This window comes from Pseudomonas sp. SJZ078, assembly GCF_007828255.1.
Classification (GTDB): Bacteria; Pseudomonadota; Gammaproteobacteria; order Pseudomonadales; family Pseudomonadaceae; genus Aquipseudomonas.
In genome coordinates this window covers 1-22,474 of record NZ_VIUG01000019.1, presented here as the reverse complement: position 1 = coordinate 22,474, position 22,474 = coordinate 1, and the positions used below count along the sequence as shown (strand labels likewise).

At 59.0% G+C, this 22,474-nt stretch carries 24 protein-coding genes, 1 tRNA gene and 1 pseudogene; 18 read left to right on the top strand and 8 right to left on the bottom strand.

Annotation, left to right across the window (positions count from 1 at the left end; all coding sequences use genetic code 11):
- The first annotated feature begins 68 nt into the window (after positions 1-68).
- Entirely contained in the window at positions 69-785 is a 717-nt protein-coding gene (locus FBY02_RS17280) for an amidotransferase (RefSeq protein WP_144929485.1), read from the top strand.
- 55 nt (positions 786-840) lie between these two features.
- Here the strand turns inward: FBY02_RS17280 and FBY02_RS17275 are convergent, their stop codons facing one another.
- From FBY02_RS17275 to FBY02_RS17265, 3 genes are all read right to left on the bottom strand, one after another.
- Positions 841-1,812, bottom strand: coding sequence for a magnesium and cobalt transport protein CorA (locus FBY02_RS17275; RefSeq protein ID WP_144929484.1), 972 nt, complete (start codon positions 1,810-1,812; stop codon positions 841-843).
- Between the two features lie 132 nt (positions 1,813-1,944).
- Complete coding sequence (locus FBY02_RS17270) at positions 1,945-2,667, bottom strand: 1-acylglycerol-3-phosphate O-acyltransferase (protein ID WP_144929483.1); 723 nt, start codon at positions 2,665-2,667, stop codon at positions 1,945-1,947.
- A 194-nt stretch (positions 2,668-2,861) separates the two neighbouring features.
- Positions 2,862-3,551 carry a crotonase/enoyl-CoA hydratase family protein gene (locus tag FBY02_RS17265; RefSeq protein ID WP_144929482.1) on the bottom strand — a complete coding sequence of 230 codons (690 nt, stop codon included), beginning with the start codon at positions 3,549-3,551 and terminating at the stop codon, positions 2,862-2,864.
- Positions 3,552-3,856: 305 nt separating this feature from the next.
- On the opposite strand from FBY02_RS17265, the gene FBY02_RS17260 reads away from it, so the two are divergent.
- The 4 genes from FBY02_RS17260 to FBY02_RS17245 all read left to right on the top strand — a co-directional run bounded on the left by FBY02_RS17260 (position 3,857) and on the right by FBY02_RS17245 (position 5,674).
- Positions 3,857-3,946 (top strand) — tRNA-Ser (locus FBY02_RS17260).
- 281 nt (positions 3,947-4,227) lie between these two features.
- On the top strand, positions 4,228-4,704 hold the full coding sequence (locus FBY02_RS17255) for a hypothetical protein (protein WP_144929481.1): 477 nt from the start codon (positions 4,228-4,230) through the stop codon (positions 4,702-4,704).
- A gap of 149 nt (positions 4,705-4,853) precedes the next feature.
- Positions 4,854-5,354: a nuclear transport factor 2 family protein gene (locus FBY02_RS17250; RefSeq protein WP_256662530.1), complete on the top strand. Its 501-nt coding sequence runs from the start codon at positions 4,854-4,856 to the stop codon at positions 5,352-5,354.
- Positions 5,355-5,446: 92 nt separating this feature from the next.
- On the top strand, positions 5,447-5,674 hold the full coding sequence (locus FBY02_RS17245; RefSeq protein ID WP_047699184.1) for a hypothetical protein: 228 nt from the start codon (positions 5,447-5,449) through the stop codon (positions 5,672-5,674).
- A gap of 99 nt (positions 5,675-5,773) precedes the next feature.
- On the opposite strand, the gene FBY02_RS28805 is transcribed toward FBY02_RS17245, so the two are convergent.
- Entirely contained in the window at positions 5,774-5,929 is a 156-nt protein-coding gene (locus FBY02_RS28805; RefSeq protein ID WP_144929480.1) for a cupin domain-containing protein, read from the bottom strand.
- Between the two features lie 26 nt (positions 5,930-5,955).
- On the opposite strand from FBY02_RS28805, the pseudogene FBY02_RS17235 reads away from it, so the two are divergent.
- Positions 5,956-6,279 (top strand): annotated as a pseudogene (locus FBY02_RS17235) (alpha/beta hydrolase); the annotation flags it as partial.
- Between the two features lie 19 nt (positions 6,280-6,298).
- Here the strand turns inward: FBY02_RS17235 and FBY02_RS17230 are convergent.
- Positions 6,299-7,231, bottom strand: coding sequence for an AraC family transcriptional regulator (locus tag FBY02_RS17230; RefSeq protein ID WP_144929479.1), 933 nt, complete (start codon positions 7,229-7,231; stop codon positions 6,299-6,301).
- Positions 7,232-7,635: 404 nt separating this feature from the next.
- Between FBY02_RS17230 and FBY02_RS17225 the strand changes: the two genes are divergently transcribed.
- The 4 genes from FBY02_RS17225 to FBY02_RS17210 all read left to right on the top strand — a co-directional run bounded on the left by FBY02_RS17225 (position 7,636) and on the right by FBY02_RS17210 (position 11,562).
- Positions 7,636-8,988 (top strand): MFS transporter, encoded by a 1,353-nt coding sequence (locus FBY02_RS17225; RefSeq protein WP_144929478.1) that lies wholly within the window; start codon positions 7,636-7,638, stop codon positions 8,986-8,988.
- Positions 8,989-9,080: 92 nt separating this feature from the next.
- Entirely contained in the window at positions 9,081-9,773 is a 693-nt protein-coding gene (locus tag FBY02_RS17220) for a fumarylacetoacetate hydrolase family protein (RefSeq protein ID WP_144929477.1), read from the top strand.
- A gap of 42 nt (positions 9,774-9,815) precedes the next feature.
- Positions 9,816-10,574, top strand: a complete 759-nt coding sequence (locus tag FBY02_RS17215) for an SDR family oxidoreductase (protein ID WP_144929476.1) — start codon at positions 9,816-9,818, stop codon at positions 10,572-10,574.
- A 31-nt stretch (positions 10,575-10,605) separates the two neighbouring features.
- Entirely contained in the window at positions 10,606-11,562 is a 957-nt protein-coding gene (locus FBY02_RS17210) for a 2-hydroxyacid dehydrogenase (RefSeq protein WP_144929475.1), read from the top strand.
- Positions 11,563-11,853: 291 nt separating this feature from the next.
- Here the strand turns inward: FBY02_RS17210 and FBY02_RS17205 are convergent, their stop codons facing one another.
- Positions 11,854-12,672: a DUF1206 domain-containing protein gene (locus tag FBY02_RS17205; protein WP_144929474.1), complete on the bottom strand. Its 819-nt coding sequence runs from the start codon at positions 12,670-12,672 to the stop codon at positions 11,854-11,856.
- Between the two features lie 257 nt (positions 12,673-12,929).
- On the opposite strand from FBY02_RS17205, the gene FBY02_RS17200 reads away from it, so the two are divergent.
- Together FBY02_RS17200 and FBY02_RS28140 are read left to right on the top strand one after the other, a co-directional pair.
- Positions 12,930-13,958: a sterol desaturase family protein gene (locus FBY02_RS17200; RefSeq protein ID WP_144929473.1), complete on the top strand. Its 1,029-nt coding sequence runs from the start codon at positions 12,930-12,932 to the stop codon at positions 13,956-13,958.
- Between the two features lie 159 nt (positions 13,959-14,117).
- On the top strand, positions 14,118-14,291 hold the full coding sequence (locus FBY02_RS28140) for a hypothetical protein (RefSeq protein ID WP_178111924.1): 174 nt from the start codon (positions 14,118-14,120) through the stop codon (positions 14,289-14,291).
- A gap of 57 nt (positions 14,292-14,348) precedes the next feature.
- On the opposite strand, the gene FBY02_RS17195 is transcribed toward FBY02_RS28140, so the two are convergent.
- On the bottom strand, positions 14,349-14,627 hold the full coding sequence (locus FBY02_RS17195; RefSeq protein ID WP_144929472.1) for a short-chain dehydrogenase: 279 nt from the start codon (positions 14,625-14,627) through the stop codon (positions 14,349-14,351).
- A 549-nt stretch (positions 14,628-15,176) separates the two neighbouring features.
- Between FBY02_RS17195 and FBY02_RS17190 the strand changes: the two genes are divergently transcribed.
- The 5 genes from FBY02_RS17190 (at position 15,177) to FBY02_RS17165 (ending at position 20,428) form a co-directional block, all read left to right on the top strand.
- On the top strand, positions 15,177-17,366 hold the full coding sequence (locus FBY02_RS17190) for a response regulator (protein ID WP_144929471.1): 2,190 nt from the start codon (positions 15,177-15,179) through the stop codon (positions 17,364-17,366).
- Positions 17,367-18,124: 758 nt separating this feature from the next.
- Positions 18,125-18,532 carry a glycine zipper domain-containing protein gene (locus tag FBY02_RS17180; protein ID WP_144929469.1) on the top strand — a complete coding sequence of 136 codons (408 nt, stop codon included), beginning with the start codon at positions 18,125-18,127 and terminating at the stop codon, positions 18,530-18,532.
- Positions 18,533-18,755: 223 nt separating this feature from the next.
- Positions 18,756-19,055 (top strand): hypothetical protein, encoded by a 300-nt coding sequence (locus FBY02_RS28800; protein WP_144929468.1) that lies wholly within the window; start codon positions 18,756-18,758, stop codon positions 19,053-19,055.
- A gap of 86 nt (positions 19,056-19,141) precedes the next feature.
- Entirely contained in the window at positions 19,142-19,498 is a 357-nt protein-coding gene (locus FBY02_RS17170) for a hypothetical protein (RefSeq protein WP_144929467.1), read from the top strand.
- A gap of 234 nt (positions 19,499-19,732) precedes the next feature.
- Positions 19,733-20,428: an HAD-IA family hydrolase gene (locus FBY02_RS17165; RefSeq protein WP_144929466.1), complete on the top strand. Its 696-nt coding sequence runs from the start codon at positions 19,733-19,735 to the stop codon at positions 20,426-20,428.
- A 66-nt stretch (positions 20,429-20,494) separates the two neighbouring features.
- Here FBY02_RS17165 and FBY02_RS17160 read toward each other — a convergent pair whose 3' ends face one another.
- On the bottom strand, positions 20,495-21,241 hold the full coding sequence (locus FBY02_RS17160; RefSeq protein WP_144929465.1) for a 3-oxoacyl-ACP reductase family protein: 747 nt from the start codon (positions 21,239-21,241) through the stop codon (positions 20,495-20,497).
- Between the two features lie 125 nt (positions 21,242-21,366).
- Here FBY02_RS17160 and FBY02_RS17155 point away from each other — a divergent pair, with 125 nt between their 5' ends.
- Positions 21,367-22,290, top strand: coding sequence for a LysR family transcriptional regulator (locus tag FBY02_RS17155; RefSeq protein WP_144929464.1), 924 nt, complete (start codon positions 21,367-21,369; stop codon positions 22,288-22,290).
- Positions 22,291-22,474: the final 184 nt, after the last annotated feature.

Genomic DNA, 22,474 nt, shown 5'->3' with positions numbered 1-22,474 from the left:
CCTTGCGGGGTGTTTCAAGGCAGGCTCTGGGGTGTGCAATATTCCCATCACCGTGTCAGGTATTTTTTATGTCCCTACGCATCTGCATCCTCGAAACCGATATCCTGCGCCCGGAGCTGGTCGATCAATATCAGGGTTACGGGCAGATGTTCCAGCGGCTGTTCTCACAACAGCCGGTCGCGGCCGATTTCGTCGTGTACAACGTCGTGGAAGGGCAGTACCCGAGCGATGATGAGGTGTTCGACGCCTACCTGGTAACCGGTAGCAAGGCCGATTCCTTTGGTACCGATCCCTGGATTCAAACCCTCAAGAAGTATCTGCTGGAGCGCTACCAACGTGGCGACAAGCTGTTGGGTATTTGCTTCGGCCACCAGTTGCTGGCGCTGTTGCTGGGCGGCAAGACCGAACGCGCGACCCAGGGCTGGGGCGTCGGCACGCATCGCTACAAGCTCGCAGCCAAGGCTCCATGGATGAGCCCGGTAATGGAGGAACTGACTCTGCTGATCAGCCATCAGGACCAGGTCACTCAGCTACCCGAAAACGCTACGGTCATCGCCTCCAGCGACTTCTGCCCGTATGCCGCCTACCACATCAATGATCAGGTGCTGTGCTTCCAGGGCCATCCCGAATTCATCCACGATTACTCCCGGGCGCTGCTTGACCTGCGCCAGCAACACCTTGGCGAGCAGGTCTACAGCCAGGGCGTGGCGAGCCTGGAACAGGAGCATCACGGCACGACCGTGGCAGAGTGGATGATGCGTTTCGTCGCTCACAAGCCGCTGTAAGCGGCAAGTTGCAAGCTTCAAGCGGCAAGTTGTGCAATCCTCAGCTTGCAGTTGCTTACAACCACCCCGACCGCTTGAAGCTGGCCCACAGCGCGGTGCATCCCACGGTAATTACTCCCAGCACCGTGAAATAGCCGTAGTGCCAACTCAGCTCCGGCATGTCCTGGAAGTTCATCCCGTAGATCCCGGCTACCGCCGTCGGAAACGCCAGGATCGCCGCCCATGCCGCGAACTTGCGCTGCACCACGCTCTGGCGTGATGCTTCGAGCAGCACGCCGACTTCGATGGTCTGGCTGGCAATGTCCGCCAAGGTCGTCAGGTCTTCCATCTGTCGTGTGACGTGGATCTGCACATCGCGGAAGTACGGGCGCATGTTCTTGTCGATGAAAGGAAAGTTCAGCTTCTGCAATTCCTCGCTGATTTCCACCATCGGCGCTGCGTAGCGGCGCAGGCGCAGCACGTCCCGACGCAAGCTGTGCAGTTTCTGGATGTCCCGTTCGTTCAAGGCACTGCACAGCACGTGGTGCTCGAGCTCATCGATCTCGTTATGAATGGCTTCACCCATCGGCTGATAGTTTTCAATCACGAAATCGAGGATGGCATAGAGTACGAAATCTTCCCCATGCTCCAGCAGGAGTGGTCGAGCCTCACAGCGTTGTCGGACATAAGCGTAGGAAGCCGAGTGTCCATTACGGGCAGTGATGATGTAGCCCTTGCCGGCGAAAATATGGGTTTCGATGAACTGCAGCTTGCCGTCCTTGCGTATCGGTGAATACGTGACAATGAACAGCGCATCGCCGAAGGTCTCGAGCTTGGGGCGGCTATGCTTCTCCATGGCATCTTCTATCGCCAGTTCGTGCAGGTTGAACTGACGCTGCAGATTGGTCAGCTCCTGGACACTGGGCTCTTCCAGGCCGATCCACACAAAGTGCCCTGGTTTTGCAGCCCAGGCGCTGCCCTCGTCGAGGGTGATATTGGTGATTTTCTTACCGGCGCTGTAGACCGCAGCAGCAACGACTCTACCCATGATGGTGGTTCACTTCTTATTGGAAAATGGCAGTGGCAGGCACCGTGCAGCTTAGCGCGCCTTGTTGCTTGAGAGTCAGCAAAATCCGCTGAGTTCTCCCGTAGAAGGGCTCGTCGTGGGGAGAGGCTGTGCTCAGCCCGCCTGCACTTGACTGTCCATCGCCGCGATGCTCGCCTGCATTTGCTCTCGGCACTGGGCTATAAGGCGGGGCATGTCGTCCAGGGTCAGCCCTTGCGTAGGAATCGCCGGCAGTGACCGTATGAGAATGTCACCGCTGTGCCAACGGTTCAGGTGCATGTGCTTGATGTAGCGGCTGACGCACACCGGAACAATCGGCACCCCGGCGTCGATCGCCATCTGAAAGGCGCCTTTCTTGAACGGCAGCAAATCCCCACCGAGATTCCGGGTGCCTTCCGGGAATACCCAGATGGAGGTTTGTTCATGCTGCAGAGTATGGGTCGTGGTCTGTATGGCGCGGCGCGCCTTGATCGCATTGCTCCGGTCGATCAACACGTTACCCGCCAGCCAGAACAACTGCCCGAACAGCGGTACCCACTTCAGGCTCTTCTTGCCGATGCACACGGTGCGGTGGGGCACCACGTTGCCGAACACGAACAGGTCATAATTGGATTGGTGGTTGGCGATTATCACGCAACTCTGGGGTTTATCCCGCAGCGTATCGACATCGGCCATGACCCGTAGACCCAGAATCCACATGGCGGGCCGCGCATACAACCTTGCGCATAAACGGCTGTTGTCCGGGTTGAAGGGGCGGCACACCCCGAGGATCATACCCAGCACCCCTGCTACGAGAAAGTGCAGAGCCATCAACGACATACGCAGTACGAACAACATCCACAGGCCCGCCGGAACAAAAGGTGGGGCAGTGTACGAATGTGCACTGTTTTCGGCAATTGTCCCTATAGAGGGAGGAGATGGGCGATCTTCGAGCGCATGTGTTCAACGGAGGAGAGCCGCAGGCTAGAGCGGCCTCAGCTTTTGTGGGAGCGAGCAGATTCGCTCCCACAAGAGTGCAGGATAAACAGGGGCTAGCCCTGGTATTCCTGATCCAGCAGGATCGCCGTGTCCAGCGCTTCCAGCAGTGCCTTGCGCACTTTCAGCTTGGTATTTTTATGCGCTTTCATGTTGATTTTCTGCAGTTGGCGCGCCGCTTCCAGCGCCGCATTCTGCAACTCTTGCGCCGACACCACCTTATCGAGGAAGCCCGCGTCTACGGCGCTCTGTGGGTTGAACATCTCGCCATTGATGACCGAGCGATGAAACGCGGATTTGCGCAAGCGATCACGGGCCAGCTCGATGCCGGCGTGATGCATGGTCATGCCGATCTGCACTTCATTCAGGCCAATGCTGAATGGCCCGTCCACGCCGATTCGGTAGTCTGCCGAGAGCAGCAGGAATGCGCCTTTCGCCACGGCGTGGCCTGGGCAAGCGACAACGACGGGGAAGGGGTGTGACAACAGGCGACGGGCGAGGGTCGAACCGGCAGTGACCAGGCCTACCGCCTCTTTGGGCCCGGCCGTCATCACTTTCAAATCATAACCACCCGACAAGATCCCCGGTTGCCCGGTGATGATCACGATCGCCCGATCCTCCGTCGCCTGATCCAATGCAGCGTTGAACGCGGCAATGACGTCCGGTGAGATGGCATTGACCTTGCCGTTGTTCAAGGTCAGGGTCGCGATACCGTCTTCGAGATGGTAGGCAATCAGGTCGCTCATGACGCATTCCTTGTAGAAGAATTGCCGCAAACGTTACCCACCGTTGCGGATCAGGTAAAGCGCCGTGACTGACTCACCGGTCAGCTCCGGGCCGTATAAACAGTCTGTCCTGCCCGGGCGGCCGTGTCTGCATCCTTCAGGCGGCATAGATGTCGACCGGAGATTGGCCGGTTTGCCCTGTTCCGTCGCGTTTGAAATCCCGAAACACCTTAACCGCATGAAAATTCTGAAAAAAAGCTTTGCCATCGGAAAGGCTTTCGACTACATTAGCGCGCCTCGACAGACTGAACAGTTTGCCGAGACACGGTGAAGTGTCCGAGTGGCTTAAGGAGCACGCCTGGAAAGTGTGTATACAGGAAACTGTATCGAGAGTTCGAATCTCTCCTTCACCGCCACATTCATACGAAAAAGCCCTGATTATTCAGGGCTTTTTCGTATCTGCGTTTCAGGAAAAATCCCTCCCGTTCGAACGCTTCCAAGTCGGCGAGCCAGAATCCAGACGTGCCAATCCACGCCCTCATTCGATGCAGGCAAGGCCCATGATTTTTCAATAAAATCAGGGGCCTTTTGCTATCTACTGGGATAAGAAAACCGACCGTACGGCGATTCCGCGGTGGCATGGCGTGAGGGATGAAACTACTCTGAAACCCATTGCTCGCCGATTGGAGATGGCAACATGAAAAGGATTTCGTCGACAGTTGTCGCATTGATACTACTCTTCGCGTGTTCGACTACTGTGCACGCTAATGCAGCTTCGCTTGACGAGGCGCGTACACTCGTTGCCCAAACTGGGCTGGGCAAGAAACTCCCCTCCCTTGCACTGTTGACAGCAAAGAGCACGACAACCTACGTGACGATCGCCGATAAGCTCGGTAATGCCAGTGCGAACAGTGCGTTATCCGACGAAATCAATGCGCTGCTGCCGCGATACCAGCCCAAGTGGGATGAGAGCCTTGCCAGAGCCTATGAGAAATCTTTCTCCGAGGAAGAGTTGGCATCGCTCGTTTCGCAAGGTCGCGCTTCACAGTACGCGCCGGAAGTGAAAAAACGGCAAGCCGGAATAGGTCGCTACATGCAGGCCAATGCTCAGCCGATTCTGGTTGCGCTCGTCTCTGATGCGCTCAAGGCAACTTTGTCCAAATATGTTCAGTAATAGGTCGCGAAACGAAACTCGGCCCGGACATGCCCATCTCTGCGAGTTTGCCAGACAGCATCAGGCAAGTTAGCAGCAGCTTCGAGCAAAAGCTTCCGGGCGCGTACCGGTAAGGTTCTCCTGAGATCCGTCCACTGCAGGAGAACATCATGGGCCCATGGATGAGTTTGACGCTGCGTCTTCAGGCTGTTGCACTGTGCCTGCTGCTTTCGATAGGTACAGTTTCGGCTGCGCAAACATCGACCCAACGCACCAATACGCATTTGGTACGCGAGGCATTCACGAACTGGCAGCAAGGTAAAGGCACGGTGTTCGATCTGCTGGCGCCTGATGCCAGATGGATCGTCGCCGGATCCAGTCCGGTTTCAGCGGTGTACAACAGCAAGACGGAGTTGATGGAGCAGGCCGTACGCCCTATCAGTGCTCGGTTGGCGACACCCATTTCTCCCCGTGTCCAGAGCATTATTGCCGAGGGCGATGTGGTGGTTGTTCTCTGGAAAGGGGAGGCCACCGCTCGAGATCGCAAACCCTATAACAATACTTACCTATGGCACATGACGTTCAAGGAGGGGGAGGTTATTGAGGTCAAAGCGTTCCTGGATACCTATACGCTGAACGATCTCATGTTGCGTGTGCAGCCTGCCCATTAGCATTGCTCCAATCGGCTAAGTTCGATTCAGAACAAAGTAACTGCTGAATGGTCTGTTGAGTGGCCGAAGTCCAACTCACCTGAGGTAGCGCAATGAGCCTGATCGATTGTCCTGAATGCTCTTCCCGTATTTCCGACAAGGCATACGCTTGCCCTCAATGCGGGAACCCCTTTCGTGAGCCGAGTTTTCGCCTGACGGAAAAAAACGTCGGGCAGATTGCCGGGGTGACTGGGGTCTGGCTGACTGCGCCGTGGATAGCACGCATGGTGTTCGGTGTGGTGCTGGTGATAGCAGTGGCGGCGGTGTTGATTCTGCGCTGATGCAGGTGGAATGCAGTCTGGGGACACTCATGAAAACGGCTCGTTGAATAACGAGCCGTTGCAAGACCAAATGGGGTTATCACTCAACGCTGCCGCTGGTCACCACCGTAAACTTGCGGCTGAACTCCAACACTTCACACACACACCGGTGTGACCTGCTGGAACAGACACGGCATCACCGGCCTTCATCTCGAAGCGTTCGCCGGTGTCTAGGGTAATGGCGATGCGGCCTTCGATCAGCACGAAGGCTTTCATCGTTGTCGAAGCGCCAGTTGGACCGGGTCTACAAGGACTGGCGGCGCTGGTGTGTCTATCCCCATTACTTCTTCGATGATCCTTCCATGACGGATGTCGCCGTGCTTTACGCACAGGTACGCACGCCCTGCGTATTCGCCAATGCGGTGGATGATCCTTGGGCGCCGCCTGTCTCGCGGGACGCGTTTATCAAGGGTTATCGCAACGTTCCGTTTCGGGTACGGGACCTCCATCCCGAGACGAAAAAGCAGCCAATCGGCCACATGGGGTATTTCCGGCCGTCGGCAGAACCTCTCTGGGATGAAATGCTCAAGTGGCTCGTGACCCAGAAGCAGCGGGCCGTGGGCTGAATCGATGCCCTCGGCAAGGTCACGTATTCAACGCCAACTGCGGTCTGTCCGGATCCAGCTGCATCCGCCTGAACTGCCCCGGCGGCAGCCCATGGATCTGGCGGAAGCGCCGTGAAAAATAAGCCTCGTCGGCGAATCCGCACAACCGCGCCACTTCACCCACGGGGCGGGTGCCATTGAGCAGGTAGTTGCGCGCCGCGTGCATTCTGCGCTCGAGCACCAGCTCGGTGAACGTCTTGCCGATTTCCTTGCGCAGCCAGTGGGTCAGGTAGGTCGGCGACAGGTAGGTTGCGGCGGCGACCTTGATCAGGTTGAGGTCGGGGTCGGCAATGTTCCTGCGCAGGTATTCGGACATTCTGCCCAATGCATCGCGTCGGCTGATCTCGGCCGCGTTCTCTTCGGCCAACTGCTTGAGCGGCTCGGCATACAAAGCACAGACGCTGCCGATCAGTTGCAGCAACAACCCCTTGAGGATCTCCCGGGTGCCGAACTGGCGGTTCCTGTCCAGGACACGCATCTGCTCGATCAGTCCACAGACTTTGGCGAAATCCTCCTGTCCCAGAATGAAATCCAGGTGCTCCTGGAAACGGAACGGCGATAACTCGGGTGCCAGCAGGATCGAGACTTCTTCCAGGTCCATCGGGTCGCACTGCAGATGGGGCAGCAGGAACGTCTGGGAGAAGTTGATCACTATGAAATTGCTCTCCGCCGGGTGCGGAATGACGTGCACGCGATGGGGCAGGATGAACGCCAGGGTGTTGCGTGGGAACGGGCGTTCGACATGGCCGATGTGCTGCACGGTGTCGCCGCCCAGGTTGATCTGGATCTGGAAGTACTCGTGGCGATGGGGGCTGGTTTCGGCGCGCCGACCCTTCTTGTCGCGGATGTAGAAGTCCGTCAGTTCGCTGCGTTGCTGCATGAAGTAGGTGGGGACTTGGCTCGGTGATGACATCGCCTGGGGATCCTCGACAGCGGCTTGGGCGACGTGATTGTGAGGGTGTACCCAGCTGAATTTCAACATGTCATACGATGACGTCTGCTTGGAGCTGAGTTTTATCTGAGCAAAGGGAGGGGGGACTTGTCCAAAAAGCGTTATCTACGGGTTATGGATATTTTTCTTTTAAAACATGTAGTTATTTAAGTTTAAAGAAAGCATTCGCAAAAATTACAGCGCTGTTTTTTTTGGACAGCCTCATCGGCCGCTGCTCATCAGGAAAAAAACGATCTAACGCCTCAATTGATTTTGCATGGTTGTACGACCACATTGGCGGCCATGCAGCCGCTGCCTATCAAGGCCGATCAAGGCGTGCTGCTGGCACGTATTTCGATTCGTCTAACAATAATGAAGGGTCATCCATGTCGAATTCCCACACCTCCCAGACCACCGCGCCGCCGCTGGCACCCAGCGTCGTGGATGCCGCCGCGTCTGCCCGGCTGCCGTCCCGCCGGCGTTGGTTCATGCTGTCGTTGCTGTTGATTGCGACGATCATCAACTACATCGATCGGGTGAACATCTCGATTGCGGCGCCTTTCCTGGCCAAGGACCTGGGCCTGGACAAGATCGAAATGGGCCTGATCTTTTCCGCCTTTGCCTGGACCTATGCCATCGCATTGGTGCCCGCCGGCTTCATCGCCGACCGCTTCGGTTCGCGGTTCACTTACGGGGTGTCGTTGATCAGCTGGTCGACAGTCACCGTCTGCCAGGGGCTTGCCACGGGATTCGCTTCGCTGTTTGGCCTGCGCCTTGCCGTCGGTGCGATGGAAGCGCCGGCATTTCCGGCCAACAGCCGGGCGGTCACGGTGTGGTTTCCGGCGCGGGAGCGGGGGCTGGCGAGCAGCATCTACGTCTGCGGCCAATACCTGGGGACGGCGTTGTTTACCGGTGCGCTGCTATGGCTGGCAACCACCTACGACTGGCGGCATGTGTTCTACAGTACCGGTGCATTGGGCATCGTATTCGGTGTGCTCTGGCTGTACCTGTACCGCGACCCGATGAACTGCAAGAAAGTCAGCAAGGAAGAGCTGAAATACATCGAGGCCGGGGGAGGGCTGGTCAAGAGCAGTCAGGAGCGCACCCGCTTCAACTGGCGGCAGATCGCCGAGCTGTTCAGCTATCGGCAGGTCTGGGCGATCTGCATCGGCAAGTTCGCCAGCACCTCGGCGCTGTACTTCTTTCTCACCTGGTTCCCGACCTACCTGATCGAAGAGCGTCAACTGACCATGATCAAGGCCGGGATCTTTGCCGTGCTGCCGTTCGTGGGCGCGACGGTGGGTATTCTGCTTGCCGGGATCATTTCCGACCTGCTGATCCGCCGTGGCTATTCCTTGTCCTTCGCCCGCAAGTTGCCGCTGGTGGTGGGCTCGATGCTGGGCATGTCCATCGTCCTGGTGAACTTTACCGACTCGAATGCCATCTGCATCGCCATCCTGACCATCGCCTTCTTCGCCCAGGGCATTGCTTCGTCCTCCTGGGCCGCGGTGTCGGAAGTAGCACCCAAGGAACTCATCGGGCTCACCGGTGGGATTACCAGCCTGGCCGCCAACATCGGTGGCATCGTCACCCCTATCGTGATCGGCGCGATTGTCCACAAGACCGGCTCGTTTGCCTTGGCCTTCTGGTTTATTGGCGGCGTGGCGCTGGTGGGTACGTTGTCCTATTCGTTTCTGCTGGGGCGGCTGTATCGCATAGAACTCAAGACCCGGGCCTGAAACCTGTTTTTCTCCAAGACGAGGCGGCTTTTATCCAACTTTGCCAAGGATTGCCGCCGTACGCTGACGCCTCTACCAGGACTTTTATCAGGATGAACATGACCGAGTATGTCTTTACTCCAGACCTGCCAGTGACTCTGCCGGTCGTCGGTATGCCACAGCGTTTTCCCGTCGGCCGGGTGTTTTGTGTCGGCCGCAATTATCCATGGCCTGATGCCCAGGGGCAGAACCGCCTGCCGCCGGTGTTCTTCATGAAACCGGCCAGCTGTGTGATGGATGCGGTCGGTGAAGTGCCGTTCCCGTCGGTGACTGAAGAGTTCGTCCATGAAATCGAATTGGTCGTGGCCATCGGTGAGGGCGGCGCGAATATTCCCGAAGAGCAGGCGCTGGCTTATGTATGGGGCTATGCCGTGGGGCTTGACCTGACGCGCCGTGATGTCCAGCGCCTGGCCAAGCGCAACGGTTTGCCGTGGGAGGGCGCCAAGGTGTTCGACGGCGCCGCGCCGATGACCGCCATCGTACCGGTCTCCAAGGCGGGTCATCCCGAAGGTGACTTGTGGTTGAACGTGAACGGCCAGGAGCGCCAGCGCGACAGCCTCGACAGCCAGATCTGGTCGGTCAGTGAAGTGGTCAGCCGGATCTCGCAATCGGTGGCGCTCAGGGCGGGGGACCTGATCATGACTGGCAGCCCGGCAGGCGTCGACGAACTGCGGCCCGGCGACATCATCAACGCCGGCATCGACGGTGTCGGCCAACTGGAAATGCGGGTCGGCCAACGGCCTTGAGCGCGACACTTGTCCTACTGATTCGAGAAAGGAAATGACAGCATGTCCAACCCATTGAAAGTGGCTCTGGTCACCGGCGCTGGCAGCGGCATCGGCCGCGCCGTGGCCCTGGGCCTGATGGCAGACGGGTACACGTTGGTCTTGGCCGGACGCCGTCCCGAGCCTTTGCAGGCATTGGTCGAGCTGGCCGCCAGCGAGGGGCGGGAAGCGCTGGCGGTGCCTACCGATGTGCGCGATCAGGCGAGTGTCGACGCGCTATTTGCAACCATCACCGTGACGTTCGGACGCCTGGACGTGGTGTTCAACAACGCCGGGGTCAACACTGCGGCCGTACCGTTGGATGAGTTGACGTTCGAGCAATGGCGCAACGTGATCGACACCAACCTCAACGGGGTTTTTCTTTGTGCCCGCGGAGCTTTCGGATTGATGCGCCGGCAACAGCCGCAGGGCGGGCGCATCATCAATAACGGTTCGATCTCCGCCCATACCCCGCGGCCGTTCAGCAGCGCCTACACCGCCAGCAAGCATGCGGTGTTGGGGCTAACCAAATCCCTGGCCCTGGACGGTCGGGCATTCAACATCGCCTGCAGCCAGCTTGACATCGGCAATGCCCTGACCGAAATGTCGGTGCGCATGACCCAGGGCGTGCGTCAAGCCAATGGCACCATCGCGGTAGAGCCGATGGTGGACGTCAAGCATGTGGCCGACGCCGTGCGCTACATGGCCGGCCTGCCGCTGTCGGCCAATGTCCTGAATATGACGGTCATGGCCACGGCCATGCCTTTTGCCGGTCGCGGTTGAGCCGGTTTTCTATTCGTTTGACGAGGTCCTCATGAAACCAGAAGTCTTGCAACTCAGTCCGATCCTGATTCCTGAAATCAACACCCGGCTCAATGAGTTGTTTACAGTCAGGCGCTATTTTGAACAGACGGACAAACCGGCTTTTCTGCAAGAGCACGGCGCCCATATTCGTGGTGTGATCACCGGCGGGCATACCGGCATCAGCCAAGCGCTCATGGCTCAGTTACCCAACCTCGAAGTGGTGGCGGTCAACGGTGTGGGCACCGATGCGGTGGACCTGGCCTATGCGCGGGATCGCGGGATCCGCGTGACCGCCACCATCGGTGCGCTGACCGAAGACGTTGCCGATCTGGCCGTCGGCCTATTGATTGCGGTGTGCCGTGGCCTGTGCACCGGCGATCGCTACGTGCGCTCGGGCCAATGGCCTCATAGCGCGACACCGTTGGCGCCGTTGCCGCTGGCACGCCGGGTGTCCGCCATGCGTGTCGGCATCGTCGGCATGGGGCGCGTCGGTCGGGCCGTGGCAATGCGACTCGCCGCGTTCGGCTGCACGATCAGCTACACAGACCTGCAACCCATGAGCGATGTGGCTCACACTTTCATTGCCGATCTCAAGCAACTGGCCAGCGCCAGTGATGCCTTGATCCTGGCGGCCGCCGCCGACCAGGCCGAAGCCATCATCGATGCCCAGGTACTGAACGCCCTGGGCAAGGGTGGTTACCTGATCAACGTGGCCCGGGGCAAACTGGTCAACGAAGCCGACCTGGTGGCGGCGCTGGCCGCCGGCGACATTGCAGGGGCGGGACTGGATGTGTTCGTCGATGAGCCGAATGTTCCCGAGGCCTTGTTTGGCAACGAGCAGGTGGTACTGCAACCCCATCGCGCCAGCGCAACCCTGCAGACCCGCACACGAATGGGGGAAATGGTGGTGGCGAGCCTGGTGGACAGTTTTGCCGGGAAAGTGCCACACGGATGTGTGACGGGGTAAGGCTGTCACGCAGATTTGAACGTGCCACCGCCTTCGCGGGCAAGCCCGCTCCCACAGGCCCGGTGGCGTACGCAAATGCCTCGTACACCTCGAATCCAATGTGGGAGCTAGCCTGCTCGCGATAGCGGTGGGTCAGCTTGCGGTGATGTTGGCCGTGCCGACGCCATCGCGGGCAAGCCCGGCTCCCACGGTGTTTCTGCGACACCGCGCAATCCTGCTGGTCAGGTCCAGCAGAGTGCCGGGAAGGTGGCGTTGTGGGGATGAGGTTCATCGGCTCTTGACTGCACAGATCTACTGGACAGTGACAACGCCAGGCACCTCCATGTTTATCCGGCGCCAGAACGCTTCGGCAAAGCTGTAGACCGAGAAGGCGATCAGTCCCAGGGCCATCAGCATCAGAACGATACCGCCGGCGGGCAGGTCCTGGAGGGCATCGAGCGCTTCCCTCATTCCCGGTGGATCCATGGCCTGGTAACTCGAACCACTGATCATCAGCAGGAAGGCGATTTCTATGAAGACCACGCCACGGGCGATGAGACCGAATCGCGACACTGGACGGACGTAGCGCATCACGTCTTCGTCCGCTTCGAAGTACTTCTCGAACGAAGCCTTCCAGCCCTTGATGATATGAGCGAGGCCGGTGCCCAGCGGGACCAGTGCAACCAGATAGATCAATACATTGGAGTGTTCCCAGGACAGCAGATGGGCCAGCAAGTCCCGGGTTTGTCCACCGCCTGAGCCGCTGGAGCTTCTAAGGCCGCTGATAAGCAGGCCCAACGCAAAAAAGGCCAGCGCACCGTTGACTGCACCTCCCGCCAGCAGACCTGCACGTATCACCAGGCCTTTCAGGTCTTTGCCATGATGGTCCACGTCTCGTGTCGCTTGCAGGATGCGCCAGCCGGCGAAGGCGAGCAGGCCTGCCACCACCAGCCCGACCAATACGTGCCCGAATGGCTGGCTCAGCAATGCCTCCAGGCTTTTGTGGCTGTCCTTGGGTTTGCTCGAATCCTGAGCCGCCAGCAAAGCGAAAATGCCGATGATCAAGTAGATAATGCCTCGGGCGGCGTAACCGCCCCGAGCGAGTACAACAAGGCCCTTTTGTGCGGACATGGTCTGATTCCGGAGATGTGATAAGGAGAAGACCCGTCGAGGTGGGAGGCGTTCGATCGAAGTGAAAGGCTGCGTAGCGGTGGCATGGGAGGATGGCTGCGGGAGCCCGTTACAGAGTTTTGTGGCTTGCGGGTTCGTTTCGCCTCATCAGTCGGTGTGTCGACGCTTCGAGGCCCGAACAGCCTTGTCGGTTCTGGAACGCCATCCCCCAATCGACTGATCTACAATGGCCTCTCTTCAGCAGAGGCCGGTCTCTCGTGGATGTGTTTTCCCTGATCTACAAACGGCTGATCGAGTGGGTCATCACACCCATTACCGAACAGTTCTACAGCATTTTCAGCTTCAATGGCCGTCTCGGGGTTTTGTTCCTCTGCGCCTCCTATGGCGTGGCTTATGGCTTGTTCCGCTTCAGGAAGCACCACGGGCTGACCGTCGCTCATTCGTTCTGGCAGTTCATCGGTGGCAGTCAGGTGTATTTTCATCGCTCTGCGTGGCTGGATTGCCGGTACTACCTACTGCGCAAGATCCTCAAGCTCGCACTGGTATTGCCCATCGTTCATCTGGTCGATCCGTACATCCTGCGATCCGGAGACTACCTGGCATTCTTCAACAACCTCTGGGGCGCGCGGCCGCGTCTGGGGGACGGGTTATCGCTGGCCTTGCTCTATGGGCTGGGGGTGTTCCTGGTGAAAGACTTCGCCCACTACTGGGTGCACCGGGCGTTTCACTCGCGCTGGTTGTGGGCTTTTCACAAAGTCCATCATTCAGCACCGGTGCTGGTACCGGTGACGGCGAGCCGGATTCATTTTGTGGAGAGGATTGTCGGAACCCTGAGCATTACCGCCTGCCTTGGCCTCTACGTCGGTACTTTCTGGTACCTGAGCGGCGGTGAGATCAGCCACTATAGGCTGTTCGGTGTGACCTACGTGGTGTTCATCTTCAATAGCCTGGCGGCCAATCTGCGCCATACCCACGTCTGGCTGTCATTCGGCCCGGTGCTCGAACATGTGCTGAACAGCCCCGCCCAGCACCAGATCCACCACAGCGATGCGCCACGTCACTTCAACCGTAACTTCGGCACGAACCTGTCGCTCTGGGACTGGATGTTCGGCACGCTCTATGTCACCAGCGCCCGGCCCGAACCTCTGCGCTTTGGCACTGGGGAACAGGATCACCAGCGATACCTGACGGTGTACAGCCTGATCGTCACGCCCTTTGTCGACATTGCCGGCAAGTTGCCGGGGAAACGCTTGCGAGGCATCAAGACGCAGACGCCATATTCATAGCGCCTGTCGTTGCAGCCTCAGCGGATACAAGAAAACAAGAAACCTCCTACTTCCCATACAGAAACGTCCAAAGCCAAGAAGAGTTATCGTGCAATCTCAACGTTTAAGGCCTTGAAATGAGGTCGCATCCTTGGGAGGTTGGGAATGGAGTCGCGTGTCGTGAAGCTTGAGACCCATGTCGAATATATCCGGCATGAACTGAACGGGATGGGCGTGGACCTGCGGGAACATCGCACTGAAACCAGGCTGGACTTCAGGGTTCTGTTCGCGGCCTTGATCGTGGCCTCACTGGGACTGGCCGGGATGATGGCCAAGGGGTTTGGCTGGTTATAAGTGAAAGCCCCTGATTCGAGCCGAGTCGGGGGCTTCGGTTTCCAGCATGTCCACGCCTTACAGAGCGGAGCCGGCGGGTGCTGCATCCAGGCGTCGTGCAATCACGTCCATCACATCACAGCCATCGCGCAGGGAGATGCAGCAAAGCTGCGCCAGGTCCTGAAGTGTCGAGGGATCGATAGGGCGTTCGTCACGCATCGCGATATTTTCCAGGAACTGGGTGACGGCGCGGATTCGGTAGCCTGCTGCGTCAAGGAGTACGTGGAGCGGGGCGGTGGTGTCGACGTATAAGGGTTGGTCGTCGGCGTTGCTGGTAAGGCTCATGTAGCAGTTCATATCAATTCCTTGTGTCATGAATGAACTGTCACGCTTCGTCGCCAAACGAAGGGTGACAGCTGTACGCAGGTTGGCGAACCGGAGACACAAGGAGCCGGCAGACCCTAAGGCCTCCCGCGCACAGCTGCCATAAAGACAGTTCTGTGAGCACAAGGGTGCTGCTGCCATAGCAGAAAGCACCGTTGCACTTGTGTCAATCGGGTCGCCAAACCCGGTCGCCATCTGGACGACGCCAAAACTATAGTCGCCGCGGCAAAAATGACACAAGGGTTTGATTAGGCAGACGATTCCCAATGTTATGTAGGAAGTTGCCAATAGCTGGTGCGAAGCTTTTTGTCGGCTGTTCACGATGCGCCAACCCGATTTTCCCAAGGTATGTAGGACATCGCCGTAGGTTAATCAGCCATCTCTGCAACCCTCCCACGATTTAATACGCTCCATCCTTCAGAATCCGTCGCACATTCCCACACTCAGCGGGATAATACGCACCGGTCTGAAGCCGGAGCGCTTCGTACCTCGATTGAATGGGCGGCAGAAGGATCTAACGCAATGACAGACTGGCTGCAAAGCTATGGGGAAATGGCCGAACGGGTGCGGCGCCATGATTGGGCGAGCACGCCCCTTGGGTTGCCGGCCCAGTGGCCCGATGTATTGAAGACCACCGTGGCCCTCAGTCTCGCCTCCCATTTCCCCCAGGCCATTGTGTGGGGGCCGGATCTGATCATGCTGTACAACGATGCTTTCGTGCCCATTCTCGCTAATAAACCCGATGCACTGGGGCGGCGGTTCGATGAAGTCTGGCGGGAAGCCTGGAGCGAGATCGGGCCGATCGTGCAGGCGGCCTTCGACGGACAAGCGACCTATATCGAGAATTTCCCCCTCGTCATCGAGCGTGGCGACGGTCCCGAGCAAGCCTATTTCACGTTCTGCTACAGCCCCATCCGTGACCAGTTCGGCAAGGTCGTGGGCATGCTGGATACTGTCACCGAGACCACCTCGACGGTGTTCATGAACCAGCGCCTGGCGGTGTTGGATGCCATCGGTACCGCTGTGGCGAATGTCACCGATCCGCAGGACATCATGGCGGCCACTACGCGAATCCTGGCGGCGCACCTGAACCTGTCCAATTGCGCATATGCCGACATGGATGAGGACGAAGACGGCTTCACGATTCGCGGCGACTGGGCCAGGGCGGGCTCGCCCAGTATTGTCGGGCATTACCGGTTGGCCGATTTCGGTCGACTGGCGGTCACCCACCTGAGGGCCGGCAAGGCACTGGTGGTCAACGACAATCTGTCGGAGCTGGCGCCAGAGGAGGCGGCGACGTTCCAATCCCTCGGCATTGCGGCGACCATTTGCGTTCCGCTGATCAAGTGCGGACGGCTGACAGCGCTGATGGCGATCCATGACAAAACGCCCCGATGCTGGTCTTCCTACGATCTGGCGCTGCTCAAGGAAGTCACCGAGCGATCCTGGGCCCATATCGAGCGCGCCCGTGCGGACGCCGCCGTGCGTGAGGGGCTGGCGGCCCTGGCCGAGTTGAATGCAACGCTTGAGCAGCGGGTCGAGGAACGCAGTGCGCGCCTGAAACAGACGGAAGCGGCGTTGCGTCAGTCGCAAAAACTCGAGGCCATTGGCCAGCTCACCGGTGGCGTGGCCCATGATTTCAATAACCTGCTGACGATCATCCGTTCTTCCGTCGACTTCCTGCGCATGACCGATCTGTCCAATGAACGTCGCCAGCGCTACATGACGGCGGTTTCCGAAACAGTGGACCGTGCCGCCAAGCTGACCAGCCAGCTACTGGCCTTTGCCCGACGTCAGCCGTTGAAACCGGAAGTCATCGATGTCGGCAAGCAGGTGCAGAACCTGGGGGACATGCTGGAGACCATTACCGGGGCGCGGATGCAGGTCAAGGTCGAGTTGTGTGACCGGCCCTGTTACATCCGCGCGGACCTGAGTCAGTTTGAAACAGCCTTGATCAACATGGCCTTGAATGCCCGGGATGCCATGAGCGGCCAGGGCACATTGTGGCTTCGGCTCAAATGCGGCGAAGGCATGCCGCCGATTCGCGGCCATGGGGCGGCCGGACAACCCTTTGTCGCCGTGGCCCTGGCGGATACAGGGACGGGCATTGCCTCGGAAGACCTCGAACACATTTTCGAGCCCTTCTTCACCACCAAGGAGGTGGGCAAGGGAACGGGATTGGGGTTGTCCCAGGTGTTCGGCTTTGCCAAGCAGTCCGGTGGCAACGTCGATGTTTCGACCGTTGTCGGGGACGGCACTGTGTTTACCTTGTACCTCCCGGAAGTCGAAGCCGAAAAACTGCATGAACCCACCCGGGAAGAAAACACGCACCTGATACTAGAAAAGGGCAGGCGCCGAGTGTTGATCGTGGAGGACAACCTGGAGGTTGGGCGCTTCGCCAATCAGATCCTGCAGGACCTGGGGTACGAGACCGCCTGGGCGACCAACGCCGAGGACGCGCTGGAAATGGCCGGTCCGGATGCCGCTGCGTTCGATGCGATATTTTCCGATGTGGTCATGCCGGGCATCGGTGGCATCGCGCTGGCCCGGGAGCTGCGCCAGCGCCGCAAGGATTTGCCGGTGGTCCTTACGTCCGGCTACAGCGAGGAGCTGGTCCATAGCGGTCATGAAGGCTTTGAGTTCTTGTCCAAGCCTTACTCGGCTGACCAGGTTTCGCGCATTCTAAGCCGGACGATGCGCGCCGCAGATTGAGTGTTTCCCTTTTGAAACAGTGGGTTCCATTCGTCGGTCGGTGCTCTCATGATCGTGCGGTCTGTTGATGACCGGCTAGTCTCAAATCCGGGAAGATCGATATTGTCCAGGTAATCGGTTGATACCGGTATCGATCTCGATGAAAAGGGGAATGGCGATGGGAGCACTGTACAGCGAGGAAAACGCAGCCGCATATCCGATCAATGAAGGGCTGCAATGTGGTCAATCGGCCTATCGGTCGGACTTTGGCGACGAACCGATCAAGTCCATCCGGACGAAGGTTGCAAAAGTGCAGCGAGGGGAAAAGGCCAAGTTCCTGCCCCGGGTACCTGCCCGAAAATAACTCAAGCACAGCCTCGCCACTGAAGGCACATACCGTTCATTCAAACTGGAATGAGTCTGTGGTGAGGGAGCTTGCCCGCGATTGAATGCAGGCAATCCCAAGCAAGAGGATTGCCTGGCAGCCTGGTGGATACGAGCTCCCTCGCGTCAGACTATTCCTGCCTTCGATGTCAATATTTCTACTCTTTTTCCTACGAGCGATTTCTTTCACGTTTCTTTCACACTCGGGAACGTAGGCTGAACTCATCCGTTAGAAAGCAGTACCTGCCCGTTTCCCCAGCGGGCTTTTTTTTGCCTGTCACAAAAACTCCCTTTACGTTGGTTGTCCAAGCAGCATGGTTGATGCCGTTTGGCGTAAACTCGCGCCCGCGCGCACCGGCCATCTTTCCCGATGCGGCATTCTTGAGGTTTTTATCATGCGTTTGACTTTGTCCACCCTGGTGCTTGGGATGGTGGTTGCCCAAGGCGCGATGGCGGCTGGCGATGGTACCGCGGCAATCGGCGGTGGCCTTGGCGGTGTATTGGGTAATGTGGTCGGCCAGCAGATGGGCGGCAGCACGGGCGCTGCGATTGGTGCCGGTGTCGGCGGCGCGGCTGGCAGTGCGGTGGGGGCTCGCAAGGGCAGCCGTACCGAAGCCGCCATTGGCGGCGGCCTGGGTTCGGCCGGTGGTTCGATTGTCGGTAATCGCCTGGGCGGTTCTACCGGTTCGACCATCGGCGCGGGCATTGGCGGCGCGGCGGGTGGTGCGTTGGGCAGCAACCTGTCCAACGACAACGATGGGCATTCCGGCAAGAAACACAAGCATAAAAGAAAGCATCGTTGAGTCGATGTTTGACTGAGACAACCAATCATCACGAGAAACAGAGCCGTACATAGCTGTGGCGAGGGGGATAATCCCCTCGCCACAGAGTGCTGTACTGCGCCCCAATGCATCAACGACCGGCATGAGCTCTTGTGCCGGTTTTTCTGTCCAGAGCATTTGCCTGGAACGTTTATTCTCCCTCCGCCTCGAATTGATACATCCATCTATAAATGCGAGGTGTGCCATGACGCCGGAAACCGAAGACAAGGAAGAAAAAGGACCGTCGGGTTTGCCTTTCGTCAATGATCCGGGCAATGAAGACCCCGGTTCGCTGATGGATGATGCCCTGGTTCCCTTGATCGAGGCCGAGGACGAAACCCCGGAATACCCGTTGCCCTCGCCAACCAATTCCCTGGACCGCGACCAACGACCGCCGGATGATGAGACCGGCGCAGAGCCGGTGCCCAGCGAGGACGATGATATCGAGGCGAGCCCGGATGACCCGGACATCGCCGGTGATGATGCTTCCGGCAAGCCGAGCTGACGGTTCGGGCCGCCTGTCGATTTCCCGGCACCATCTGCACGCCCCGGTTGCCACATCAGGTAGGTACTTCGAAAAGGAGACTCACCATGATGAAGTCAAACATGACGGCACTGACCCTTGCCGGAATTCTTGCAGCCAGTTCACTGGGGGCTGTCGCCCAGTCTTCGGGAGACAATGCTCCGGTGGATAAAGGCGGTATGCCACCTTCCACTCAAATGGATGCCGGCCGCACCTCCGACGCCAACGGCAACGCGCTGCCTCCCGGTTCCGTGAGCGGCGGTAACGGTGGCGACGCCAACGGTAGCAGTACGAGCCCTGGCACTGGCAGTGGTTCCACCAGCGGTGGCAGCACTATGGGCGGCGATTCCTCCAGCAGCGGAACCGGGGCTGGTAGCAGCAACAGCGGTGGCACCTCAGGCGGCTCCAGCGGTTCGAGTCAATAGCGCCCAGTAACGACTCGCCTCTCTTCTGATCTGAAGGCGTTTCCCCGTGGCGAGCGAGCTTGCTCGCGTTCGAGTGCATAGCGCTCGCCCCGGGACTTACCACAGAATGCAGTTTTCCCCGTTGCCTCCTCCTGGCCCCCCTCGCTATTCTGCTGAATCCTTTAAGGCAAACACGTTGCTCCGGTCGTGCCTGAGCCATCCCTGGAATGTTGTGTTGATAACGGATCAGATGCGATGAATGCACCGCTGAAAGAGTTTGGCCCGATCAAAGCCGTGATTTTCGACATGGATGGGCTGTTGCTGGACACCGAGGGCATCTACACCGAGGTCACCTCCATCATCGCCGAGCGTTATGGGCGCACGTTCGACTGGAGCGTCAAGCAGAATATCATCGGCCGGGGGGCCGGGGATCTGGCCCGCTATGTGGTCCAGGCGCTGGAGTTACCAATCACCCCGGAGGAGTTCCTGGTGATCCGCGAGCCGCTGATGCGCGAGCGTTTTCCCCATGCCCTGGCGATGCCGGGTGCCGAGGAATTGGTGCGTCATCTCAAGGCCAGCGGCGTGCCCATCGCGGTGGGCACCAGTTCATCGCGCCACACCTTCGCCTTGAAAACCACTCTGCACCGGGATTGGTTCGCGTTGTTCGACTTCATCGTCACGGCGGACGATCCGGAAGTGGGCGCGGCCAAACCGGCACCGGATATCTTCCTTGTGGCGGCCCGTCGTCTGGGCATCGACCCTCGTAATTGCCTGGTGTTCGAGGATTCACCGTTCGGCGTCACCGCCGCGAAGGCGGCGGGCATGACGGCCATCGCTATCCCGGATCCGGCCATGGCTGATGAAAAATATACCCACGCCGACGGAATCATCCGTTCGCTGAAAATGTTCCAGCCAGGGCTCTGTGGCCTGCCGGAGCTGGAGCGGGCCTGAACCCACGGCGACACAACGAAACGCCGGTCATGGTTGAAGCCATGACCGGCGTTTTTCATGTCCGGATCAGGCGCCGAAACCACCGTCGATGGTCAGGCTGGCCCCGGTGATATACGCCGCTTCCGGACCCGCCAGGTAGGCGACGAAAGCGGCGATTTCGTCCGCTTTGCCGTAGCGCCCGATGGCCATCAGTTGCATCAGGCTGGAGGCGAAGTCGCTGTCGGCCGGGTTCATGTCGGTGTCGACCGGGCCTGGCTGTACGTTGTTGACCGTGATCCCCCGCGGGCCAAGGTCGCGGGCCAGGCCTTTGGTCAGGCCCACCAGTGCGGCTTTGCTCATGGCGTAAGGAGCTGCGCCGGCAAAGGGCACGCGGTCGGCATTGGTGCTGCCGATGTTGATCACCCGACCGCCCTCGCTCATGTGGCGTGCGGCAGCCTGGGTGGCGATGAACACGCTGCGCACGTTGACGGCCAGCGTCTGGTCGAAGTCTTCGAGCTTGAACTCGTCCAGCGGTGCCATCGCCAGCACGCCGGCATTGTTGACCAGGATGTCCAGCCCGCCGAAGGCCTCGGCAGTCGCTTCGACGGCATTGCGGATGGCGTCGGCGTCAGCGCTGTCGGCCTTGATCGCCAGGGCCTTGCCGCCCGCTGCCGTGATGCTGTTCTGCAGTTCTTCAGCCTTGGCGGCCGAGCTGACGTAGGTGAAGGCTACGGCAGCGCCTTCCGCGGCCAGGCGCTTGACGATGGCGGCGCCGATGCCGCGGGAACCGCCCTGAATCAAGGCGACTTTACCGTTCAGTGTTTGAGTGCTCATGATGTTCTCCAAAATGTACCGGGGCGAGATGCCGCGGCGATGGGGTGAGTATCCGGATGCGACTCCAGCTTGTGTAGACGGACTTTGCTACAGTCTGTATCAACCAAAAGTTTAGAGTGGCGCTAATGGAGACTTTCAGCAGTATCGAATGCTTTGTGCGCAGCGCCGAAGTGGGCAGCTTTGCCGAAGCCGCACGACGCCTGAGTGTGACCCCGGCGGCAGTGGGTAAAAGCGTCGCCAAGCTTGAGGCGCGTCTGGGGGTACGACTGTTCCAGCGTAGCACCCGTAGCCTGACATTGACCGAAGCGGGCCAATTGTTCCTGGGGGAAGTGAGCAGCAGCCTCAATACCATCCAGAACGCTGTCGCCAACCTCGCCAGCGCCGGTGGACAACCGGCAGGCACCCTGAAGGTGAGCATGGGCACCGCGTTCGGTCGATTGTATGTGGTGCCATTGTTGGGGGATTTTCTGCGGCGGTATCCGGCGATCAATCCGGACTGGCATTTCGATAACCGCCAGGTCGACTTGATCGGCCAAGGCTTCGATGCGGCCATTGGCGGTGGGTTTGAATTGCCCCCAGGAGTGGTGGCACGCAAGCTGACGGTGGCTCACAGAGTGTTGGTCGCCGCGCCGTCCTATTTGCAACAACAGGCTCCGGTGGTAGAACCGGAAGACCTGGCGCAGCACCAGGGCATCTTGATCCGTTCACCGCAAACCGGACGCATCCGTTCTTGGCAACTGACCAGCCGGAGCCGGCAACACAGCCCGTTGATACTGAAAGCTCGCATGACCATGAGTGATTCGGAAGCTGCCTGCGCCACCGCAAGCCAAGGGCTGGGGATTGCCCTGGTAAGCATGCCGTTCGCCGTGCCCTATCTGGAAAACGGCGCGTTGCAGCGGGTCCTGCCCGATTGGTACGTCGATGACGGCAACATTTCCATCTATTACGCCGAGCACAAACTGCTGCCGGGCAAGACCCGGGCATTTGTGGACTTCATCATCGAGCAGTTCGCCGCGCAGGGGTTGGGGGAGCGGTTCAGTGCGGTTTGAGTCTGGCTTGGGACCGCGTTGCCCCCATCGCGAGCAAGCTCGCTCCCACAATGGATTTGCGGTGATCAGAAGATTTTCTAACACCACAACCCTGTGGGAGATTCTATGGTGCAGGGCTAGCCCCTAAATGCCTTTTGGTAAATATTCGCTCTGGTTCTTCAACAGAGCGAATACCACTCGGGCA

Coding starts and splice junctions, on each gene's coding strand:
- FBY02_RS17280 (WP_144929485.1), top strand. CDS start 69: ATGTCCCTACGCATCTGCATCCTCGAAACCGATATCCTGCGCCCGGAG.
- FBY02_RS17275 (WP_144929484.1), bottom strand. CDS start 1,812: ATGGGTAGAGTCGTTGCTGCTGCGGTCTACAGCGCCGGTAAGAAAATC.
- FBY02_RS17270 (WP_144929483.1), bottom strand. CDS start 2,667: ATGTTGTTCGTACTGCGTATGTCGTTGATGGCTCTGCACTTTCTCGTA.
- FBY02_RS17265 (WP_144929482.1), bottom strand. CDS start 3,551: ATGAGCGACCTGATTGCCTACCATCTCGAAGACGGTATCGCGACCCTG.
- FBY02_RS17255 (WP_144929481.1), top strand. CDS start 4,228: ATGAAAAGGATTTCGTCGACAGTTGTCGCATTGATACTACTCTTCGCG.
- FBY02_RS17250 (WP_256662530.1), top strand. CDS start 4,854: ATGGGCCCATGGATGAGTTTGACGCTGCGTCTTCAGGCTGTTGCACTG.
- FBY02_RS17245 (WP_047699184.1), top strand. CDS start 5,447: ATGAGCCTGATCGATTGTCCTGAATGCTCTTCCCGTATTTCCGACAAG.
- FBY02_RS28805 (WP_144929480.1), bottom strand. CDS start 5,929: ATGAAAGCCTTCGTGCTGATCGAAGGCCGCATCGCCATTACCCTAGAC.
- FBY02_RS17230 (WP_144929479.1), bottom strand. CDS start 7,231: ATGTCATCACCGAGCCAAGTCCCCACCTACTTCATGCAGCAACGCAGC.
- FBY02_RS17225 (WP_144929478.1), top strand. CDS start 7,636: ATGTCGAATTCCCACACCTCCCAGACCACCGCGCCGCCGCTGGCACCC.
- FBY02_RS17220 (WP_144929477.1), top strand. CDS start 9,081: ATGAACATGACCGAGTATGTCTTTACTCCAGACCTGCCAGTGACTCTG.
- FBY02_RS17215 (WP_144929476.1), top strand. CDS start 9,816: ATGTCCAACCCATTGAAAGTGGCTCTGGTCACCGGCGCTGGCAGCGGC.
- FBY02_RS17210 (WP_144929475.1), top strand. CDS start 10,606: ATGAAACCAGAAGTCTTGCAACTCAGTCCGATCCTGATTCCTGAAATC.
- FBY02_RS17205 (WP_144929474.1), bottom strand. CDS start 12,672: ATGTCCGCACAAAAGGGCCTTGTTGTACTCGCTCGGGGCGGTTACGCC.
- FBY02_RS17195 (WP_144929472.1), bottom strand. CDS start 14,627: ATGAACTGCTACATGAGCCTTACCAGCAACGCCGACGACCAACCCTTA.
- FBY02_RS17190 (WP_144929471.1), top strand. CDS start 15,177: ATGACAGACTGGCTGCAAAGCTATGGGGAAATGGCCGAACGGGTGCGG.
- FBY02_RS17180 (WP_144929469.1), top strand. CDS start 18,125: ATGCGTTTGACTTTGTCCACCCTGGTGCTTGGGATGGTGGTTGCCCAA.
- FBY02_RS28800 (WP_144929468.1), top strand. CDS start 18,756: ATGACGCCGGAAACCGAAGACAAGGAAGAAAAAGGACCGTCGGGTTTG.
- FBY02_RS17170 (WP_144929467.1), top strand. CDS start 19,142: ATGATGAAGTCAAACATGACGGCACTGACCCTTGCCGGAATTCTTGCA.
- FBY02_RS17165 (WP_144929466.1), top strand. CDS start 19,733: ATGAATGCACCGCTGAAAGAGTTTGGCCCGATCAAAGCCGTGATTTTC.
- FBY02_RS17160 (WP_144929465.1), bottom strand. CDS start 21,241: ATGAGCACTCAAACACTGAACGGTAAAGTCGCCTTGATTCAGGGCGGT.
- FBY02_RS17155 (WP_144929464.1), top strand. CDS start 21,367: ATGGAGACTTTCAGCAGTATCGAATGCTTTGTGCGCAGCGCCGAAGTG.